This window comes from Candidatus Curtissbacteria bacterium, from assembly GCA_024654445.1.
Lineage (GTDB): Bacteria > Patescibacteriota > Microgenomatia > Curtissbacterales > GWA2-41-24 > JANLHP01.
In genome coordinates, this window is record JANLHP010000030.1 from 1 (window position 1) to 6,854 (window position 6,854).

At 40.9% G+C, this 6,854-nt stretch carries 11 protein-coding genes and 1 tRNA gene; 7 read left to right on the forward strand and 5 right to left on the reverse strand.

The annotated features are described in order from the left end of the window. Position 1: 1 nt before the first annotated feature. Positions 2-72, reverse strand: a tRNA-Gln gene (locus tag NUV69_05605). A gap of 130 nt (positions 73-202) precedes the next feature. On the opposite strand from NUV69_05605, the gene NUV69_05610 reads away from it, so the two are divergent. Continuing rightward, on the forward strand, positions 203-916 hold the full coding sequence (locus tag NUV69_05610) for a hypothetical protein (GenBank protein MCR4325129.1): 714 nt from the start codon (positions 203-205) through the stop codon (positions 914-916). 19 nt (positions 917-935) lie between these two features. After that, positions 936-1,184, forward strand: coding sequence for a GIY-YIG nuclease family protein (locus NUV69_05615; GenBank protein ID MCR4325130.1), 249 nt, complete (start codon positions 936-938; stop codon positions 1,182-1,184). A 74-nt stretch (positions 1,185-1,258) separates the two neighbouring features. Here the strand turns inward: NUV69_05615 and NUV69_05620 are convergent, their stop codons facing one another. Beyond that, the gene (locus tag NUV69_05620; GenBank protein MCR4325131.1) at positions 1,259-1,912 is read right to left on the reverse strand and encodes a hypothetical protein; all 654 of its coding nucleotides are present in this window, start codon (positions 1,910-1,912) and stop codon (positions 1,259-1,261) included. A 101-nt stretch (positions 1,913-2,013) separates the two neighbouring features. Between NUV69_05620 and NUV69_05625 the strand changes: the two genes are divergently transcribed. From NUV69_05625 to NUV69_05635, 3 genes are read left to right on the forward strand one after another with little or no spacing between them, the layout of a single operon-like run. After that, positions 2,014-2,229: a hypothetical protein gene (locus NUV69_05625; GenBank protein MCR4325132.1), complete on the forward strand. Its 216-nt coding sequence runs from the start codon at positions 2,014-2,016 to the stop codon at positions 2,227-2,229. Positions 2,230-2,267: 38 nt separating this feature from the next. Beyond that, positions 2,268-2,657 carry a hypothetical protein gene (locus NUV69_05630; protein ID MCR4325133.1) on the forward strand — a complete coding sequence of 130 codons (390 nt, stop codon included), beginning with the start codon at positions 2,268-2,270 and terminating at the stop codon, positions 2,655-2,657. Positions 2,658-2,669: 12 nt separating this feature from the next. Beyond that, entirely contained in the window at positions 2,670-3,263 is a 594-nt protein-coding gene (locus NUV69_05635) for an HD domain-containing protein (GenBank protein ID MCR4325134.1), read from the forward strand. A gap of 5 nt (positions 3,264-3,268) precedes the next feature. Here the strand turns inward: NUV69_05635 and NUV69_05640 are convergent, their stop codons facing one another. From NUV69_05640 to NUV69_05650, 3 genes are all read right to left on the reverse strand, one after another. After that, the gene (locus tag NUV69_05640; protein ID MCR4325135.1) at positions 3,269-3,832 is read right to left on the reverse strand and encodes a hypothetical protein; all 564 of its coding nucleotides are present in this window, start codon (positions 3,830-3,832) and stop codon (positions 3,269-3,271) included. Between the two features lie 105 nt (positions 3,833-3,937). Further along, positions 3,938-4,465, reverse strand: a complete 528-nt coding sequence (locus NUV69_05645; GenBank protein MCR4325136.1) for a hypothetical protein — start codon at positions 4,463-4,465, stop codon at positions 3,938-3,940. Positions 4,466-4,490: 25 nt separating this feature from the next. Next, positions 4,491-4,973, reverse strand: a complete 483-nt coding sequence (locus tag NUV69_05650; GenBank protein MCR4325137.1) for a hypothetical protein — start codon at positions 4,971-4,973, stop codon at positions 4,491-4,493. Between the two features lie 156 nt (positions 4,974-5,129). On the opposite strand from NUV69_05650, the gene NUV69_05655 reads away from it, so the two are divergent. After that, positions 5,130-6,101: a pantetheine-phosphate adenylyltransferase gene (locus tag NUV69_05655; GenBank protein ID MCR4325138.1), complete on the forward strand. Its 972-nt coding sequence runs from the start codon at positions 5,130-5,132 to the stop codon at positions 6,099-6,101. Between the two features lie 139 nt (positions 6,102-6,240). Beyond that, a partial coding sequence (locus NUV69_05660; GenBank protein MCR4325139.1) for a VTT domain-containing protein occupies positions 6,241-6,854 on the forward strand: 614 nt, incomplete at its 3' end.

A 6,854-nucleotide genomic window follows, 5' to 3' on the forward strand; every position in this document is an offset into this window, starting at 1 on the left:
GCTGCGGGACTAGGATTCGAACCTAGATAAACGGATCCAAAGTCCGTTGTCCTACCATTAGACGATCCCGCAATGTCATACGTTGCAGGCAAGTTTGACTTGCCGCATCGTTTGGTTATTTTATCAAATTTATCACTTGGGTGTGGAATTAACCCTCCTATCAGACTTTGTTTGTAAATTAATTTAATCTTATAATACATTGGTGGCACTTGAACCCTCTGAGACCCAACCTAAACTCGAAAAATCTCCAACCCCTCCGACTGAATGGGATTACCCCACTTTCAAGGAATACCTTTTGTCTCAGGCAAGAGGTAAAGAGTTTTTACTTCCAATTACAGCATTCCCTGCAGAAATAGATCTCAATGCCGAATGGCATGGGGTATTGAATGCCATGAGAGATAAAACAAATAAAGACGATATAGAAAGAGTTGGTTTAGCTGGTTACAATTTAACTCAACGATCGCTGTACTTGCCTTCTGAAAGAGTCGCAGAAGTCCCTTCGCAGTGGGAAAAAAACAGCCATGTCGCTAGAGATGCAATAGTAATTCAAAGATCTCTTGCAAGATCAAGAGGTGCCGAAGGGTTGGTTGGAATCTTACATTCTCATCCTCAAAGGGTCACAAGACCATTTGGGTTTCGAATTAACAGGGGAAGATTGTCTGCGGGAGATTTATATATTGCTCTCACAGGGCATTATGGACCCATGGTCGGGGTTACTGCCGGTGATATGAATTCGCTAGCATTTAAAACACAACAAAGCGTAGTGCCAACGGATGATTTTGAAAAATTTGTTGACTTGTGGGAAAGAGATCCTCAACCGAAGAAACTAGACGAATTACTGGCTCAAAAGTACAATATAGCCTTATATAAAGGGCAAGTTAACGGTGTTTTAAAAAAGGTTTATCCAAAAAGGTAAGCACTTTACTATTTCAGACATGTACTACTTCTACATTCTCCGTTGTTCCGATAATTCCCTTTACTGTGGGATGACGTCAAATCTTGAAAAGAGGTTAAAAGAACACAATTCCAGTACTTCGCGAGGGGCAAAATATTTAAGAGCCAAAAAGCCCGTGAGTTTAGTCTATTCTGAAACTTTTGCCAATATTCAATCCGCAATGAGTAGAGAATTTAAAGTCAAGAAATGGACTAAGGTTAAAAAAGAAGCGTTGATATCGTCCGATTAAAATTAGTCGCATGACAAAGCGACTACATGAGGAGCCAAGAGTTTTACTGGCTGGAAGTTTAAAGAAGGATGTTTTTAAACCTCGACAAAAAGTGATTGGAGTAGGGCAAAGGCGGAATTTATGTCTTTTGTTTCAAAAACAAGCGTTAATTCCGTCCGCGTCGAAAGAATATCCAAAATATTCACACCTTCCCAAGCGAGCGATTTGATAAAGAAATAGAAAATCCCGGGGTTTTGAACTGCTTCTTCTGGCAAATGAATAGTAATTGCAGACACATTCGAGAAAATTTGTACTGTTTCTTCTTTTTTTAAGATTTTCTTTATACTTTCCAAATTTACGATATTCGTCAAGATAATCGTTTCGACTCTTCCGTAAGTAAAAAGCGCCTTTTTTTGAAATCCTTTGCTGGATTCCTCTATTACGGACAACTTTTGCAGAAGGCCTGGAGAGTTTTTAACGTAAATAAGCGTTAGATTAGAACGCACAATCATATCCGGAGGCTCTTGAAAAACAGTGATCTGCGGATAACCAGAAGGTAACGTCTTTTGTAGCCTCGTTATAGCCATAATAATCGAAGACATGGTTACATCTTTAAAAGTAAGACTTTCGACCTCCAGCTTTATATACCTCGCCAAAGAAGAGGCGTTTATAAGATCTTTCGACAGCGCTTCAGAAAGATACCTCGAGCGCTTAATTATTTTCTCAACAGCTTGTGGAACCGTAATCATGGCTGTGAATTTTAACACTTTATTTAATTTTGCACAATTTTTATTAAAAATTGACTTTCTTTTAAATTTTGCTTTAATGTGGCCTATAAGGAGTAAACAGTTTGAGCGAAAGAACTGAGAATAACTATCAAGAACCAGGATCAGATCTCTTCGACACCTCTTCTGATCTTGATTGGGAAGGTTTTGGGTGTACCGGTCAGAAAGCATTGGAACCGTGTGCCTACGAAATAGACAGGGACGGCACAATAATCGAGGTAAGCTCTCATCGTGTTGACACAAACGACCCACTTCAGCTCGCTAAGCTTTTAGGAGATTAACCTCAGGGTTATCCGGAAACCTCTGGTATACTCTTTCCATGAATTGGACGGAAAGCAAGATACAAAAGGCATTTACAGGCAGGCTCATCGGTAATAAACGCATGAAAAAACTTGTCGCCAAAGCTCTTCTTTACCTTCCGAACGCCATGATCAAATACATTACAAGGAATGTCTGGTTTATTTCTTCTCCCGAAAACGCATGGGCATTCACCTTTCGCGGTTCAGACATCCAAGGTCAACATCTAATCATTATTTCCGACGAGCTTCTAAAACAGCACGAGCACGACATAATCCACACGATTCTCCACGAAATCGGCCACGTTATGCTAAAACACCGAAATTCGATTGGGTTCTTGCAAACCAAAAAAGAAATCAACAAGCAGGAAAAGGAAGCTCACGAATTCGCAAAGAAGTATTTAACAACTTGATATACTTCAATTGTGATTGACAAATCCAAACTTACAAAGCGGCAAGCTATTGTTTTCGATCAAGTTCGAAACCTCTACGAAACCTCACAAAGAAAAACAGCAAAATGGTTATGGAATCATCACGTCCAGATCGTAGGCGAAAACTGTCTTCGGCTGGCGCACAAATACAACGGTGACGCGGATTTATCCTTCGCTGGAGCTTTATTGCACGACCTTGGTGACGTATGGCTTGAAAGAAAAGATCCTCAATTCACGTCACGATCAAAGAAAAAAGCAAAGGAGATTCTGAAAAATGCAGATTTCTCAACCGAAGAGATCAATGACGTTCTCGAAAATATAATTGGACCTCACTCTTGCCGAGATGGCAATTTGCCCACACTATTAGAGGGAAAAATACTAGCAACTGCAGATGCAATAGCACATCTGCAAACAAATTTTTACTATGACTTTAAAAAAATGGGGTTACCTGATCACATTCAGCCTGAAGAATTCAGTACTTGGGTAAGTGAGAAGCTGGAACGAGATTTTAATACAAAAATTTTCTTCGATGAAATTCGCGAAGAAGTAAAACACAATTACGAAAAACTAAAAGGAGACTTAAGGTGAGAAGATTATTGATCAGTTTTACCCGTTAAAAGCGCGTCTATTACATCGTGGGGTAAGGCTGCTGCGTTTAGTAGCGCTTTTCTTACAATGCCTCCGGCTTCTGATCCAATTTCGTCAGCTGCCTTTAAAGTTCCAACTACAGCGTCTTTCGCAAGCTCTTCTGCTCCCATTCCGATATCATCTGCCGCGTTAATTGCACCTTCAACAGCAGAAACGGCAGCTTCTCCGACGTCCCCTCCAACCTGCGAAACACCTTTGACGGCTCCACTGGAAACATCTCTGGTCGCAGCTTCAACATCTCCTCCAACTTCTTTTACACCCTCGATTACTCCTGCTGTTAATCCTGTTACTGCTTTAGTTATTGAAACCCCTGTTTTAGATGCGACAGTTATGCCTTCTGACACAACGTTACCGGCTACGTCTAAAGACGAAATAGCAACGTCACCACCAACACTCAGAGTTTTGACGACATTGCTTTTAGCTACATCTCTAACTGTTGCGACCACGTCTCCTGTTCCTGAAACTACAGAACTAAGAGCGTCAGTCAAATCATCAACTAAACTTGACATAACTTTACGATATAAAAACCGGAATTAAATGTCAAACTGGCAAAAAGAAAAATTCCCCAGAGAACACTCCGGCGGAGACGATAACATCTCTGACTTCCTTGTTCATTATTGTTTGGCCCACTTTCTCAATGCGGAATCAAGCTCTTCCGATAAAGCCGCAATTTCGCCGCTGTTTAAGGCTCTCCAACTATTATTATCGTTGACCAGAACATAGCCGCCAACATCTACCGTATGAACACGCATCGTTTGTGTTCTATTATCAACGACCCTAAATATTCGGGAAGTCTCTTTTTTCTTAGGGTCTTTTGAATAATACACACTGAAAACCTTGTCGTCCCAAGTAAACCCCACACCGTGCCCGTCTGGCGTATCCTGAACGAGTTTGCCCTCTCCTTCTTGTGATTCGAGCCAGTTTCCGACTGCAAGAACATATAGAAGAAAATTTCTCGCCTCTTCCTCCACAGACCCTTGAGTACCCTGATTCCTTTCTGTCCTCTGAGTACTACCGTTCTGATTTTGCCCTAAAGGATTTTCGTAAACAGCTCTAAGACCAAAAAACGCGGCCGCACTAAGGGCCGCAGCAGCCACAGTAAAGGTTAAGGCTTCTTGTGCTCGTTTAGTTTCTACATTCATAATTACTTATTCTGCGAGAGCTGGTCTACCAACCGTTGTAATCCGACACCATTGTATTTGAAAGAGTTTCTGCGTCTTCCATAGATAATTGCACATTGTCCTTTAGAATATGGTCAGTGTACACCTTATAGACTGCACCACTTTTTGCCTTTTCATCAAAAACAGAAACGATTCTGCTGTCCTTAAGAGCATTAGGGTCTTTTTCGTGAAGAATAAGGTAAGTTTTGTCGTTAAATCTAAAACCATAGCCACGATAATTTTCGTCGTCGTGTAACATTGTTCCTTCCACTTTGCTGAGTGAATCTTCTATAAACAAAACCTTAGTAAAGAATGATGGGGATTCTTTCGATTCGCTTGAATCATTAGAAAGAGACCTTAATATACGATCAGCGTGGAATTGAGCAAAGTGATCCTCGTTTACAACCCTACCACCACCAATAAGTACCGCGGCAAACACTGAACCAAGCCCTGTTGCATATGCAAATCTGCGCAAATATTTTCTTTCCATTTAAGCTTCGTAAGATAGCACTTTCTAGCCTAGTTTTCAATTAAAACTCTGTTTAAGGTAGGGCACCTCTCAATGAATCAAGGTGCCACTTTAAATCCTCTTATTTTCCGTATATCTGCATCTCTGCATCTCTAATTTGCTACAATCTCAAGTTATATGGCTTACAAATATAAGCACGCGGCAGTTGGCGGAACATTCGATCTTCTGCACAAAGGCCACGAAACTCTTCTTTTGGCCGCTTTTAAAGCGGGAGAGAAGGTAACAATCGGAGTCACTTCCGACTCGATGAATAAAAGGGTCGACAAGATTACTTTCCAAAGTGAAAGTGAAAGGCTTCAAAACGTCCGCAAATTTATAAGCGACAACAAGTTCACAAAGCAAGCAAAAATAGTGACTATCACCGACATCTATGGCCCGACCATAAAGGATAAAACATTCGACGTTCTTGTCACCTCTAAAGAGAGACTAAAAAATGCAGGCGAAATAAACAAGGAAAGAAAAGCAAAAAAGCTCAAAAAACTACCCTTAATCGTCACGCCAATCATCTTGGCCGCTGATAAAAAACCAATTTCATCAACTAGAATCAAGGCCGGAGAAATTAATAGGGGAGGCAAAGTTTATAAAAATTTGCTCGCCAAAGTCCTAAACAAACGGCTGAGTGAAACTACCAGGCAGAAACTTAAAAAACCTTTCGGAAAAATTACCAAGAGTCTTACAAAATCGGAAGGCCCAACAATTGCAGTCGGTGACGCGACAGTTGCAAGCCTACTTAAGACCAAAATACTTCCAAAGCTCTCGGTTATCGATTTTAAAGTTCAAAGGAAGATTGTTTACCAAAGTTTAAACCAACTAGGCTTTATACACCCAAACCCGGATGTGATCGTTAATAACGAAGCAGGCCAAATATCAGCAAGCCTTTCGCAGGAAATTGAAAACGCGCTTAAAAGCAAAAACAACGGTCAGGTAATCCTCGTTAACGGCGAGGACGATCTTGCTGTAATCCCTGTCGTTCTTCTTGCAAGACTTGGAACAACAGTTTATTACGGCCAGCCGAATGTCGGCTTAGTCAAAGTCTACGTCGACGAAGTTGCAAAAGAAAATCTTTGCACCCTTTTGAATTTAGCGTAAATCAGGTTAGAATATATCAGCCAAACTTAACTTAAATAATTTATCTGCTTTGCAGATTTTAAGCGTTAAGGAAGTTTCCTGATAGTTTTCAAATACCTTTACTATCTTAATTTTAAGGTAGTATTTAAAAAATAAGAAAATGCTCGAATCCCTACTAAATATAGATCTGGTAAAAATCATCGAATCTGTCGGTTACCTTGGTATTTTCGCGATCATCTTTGCCGAATCCGGTCTTTTAGTCGGCGCAATACTCCCCGGCGACAGCTTGCTCTTCACAGCTGGATTTTTAGCTTCCCAAGGATTTTTTAATATTTGGCTTTTGGCACCAATGACATTCATCGCAGCAGTGCTGGGCGACAGCGTGGGATACGCTTTCGGTCATAGAGTAGGAAAAAGGCTCTTTCAAAAAGAAGACAACTTTTTCTTTCATAAAAAGAACTTGATCCGCGCCAAAGAATTCTACGACAAACATGGAGGGAAGACAGTTACAATCGCAAGATTCCTACCGATCGTGCGAACTTTTGCACCGATCGTCGCTGGGATGGGCGATATGCCTTACAAAAGATTCCTAGTCTACAACTTGTTAGGTGGATTTTTGTGGGCAGTTCTTATTCCATTCGCGGGCTACTTTTTAGGCAGTGCGATTCCAAGTATCGACAGATACCTGCTGCCAATCATAGTCGTTATCGTCCTTATTTCTGTTGCCCCAACCGCGCTGCATATTCTTCTTGAGCGAAGGAACGAGGACAAGCT

What these genes read in the sequence shown, in the direction of transcription:
- NUV69_05615 (MCR4325130.1), top strand. Translation starts at nt 936, where the DNA reads ATGTACTACTTCTACATTCTCCGTTGTTCCGATAATTCCCTTTACTGT.
- NUV69_05620 (MCR4325131.1), bottom strand. Translation starts at nt 1,912, where the DNA reads ATGATTACGGTTCCACAAGCTGTTGAGAAAATAATTAAGCGCTCGAGG.
- NUV69_05630 (MCR4325133.1), top strand. Translation starts at nt 2,268, where the DNA reads ATGAATTGGACGGAAAGCAAGATACAAAAGGCATTTACAGGCAGGCTC.
- NUV69_05640 (MCR4325135.1), bottom strand. Translation starts at nt 3,832, where the DNA reads ATGTCAAGTTTAGTTGATGATTTGACTGACGCTCTTAGTTCTGTAGTT.
- NUV69_05645 (MCR4325136.1), bottom strand. Translation starts at nt 4,465, where the DNA reads ATGAATGTAGAAACTAAACGAGCACAAGAAGCCTTAACCTTTACTGTG.
- NUV69_05650 (MCR4325137.1), bottom strand. Translation starts at nt 4,973, where the DNA reads ATGGAAAGAAAATATTTGCGCAGATTTGCATATGCAACAGGGCTTGGT.
- NUV69_05655 (MCR4325138.1), top strand. Translation starts at nt 5,130, where the DNA reads ATGGCTTACAAATATAAGCACGCGGCAGTTGGCGGAACATTCGATCTT.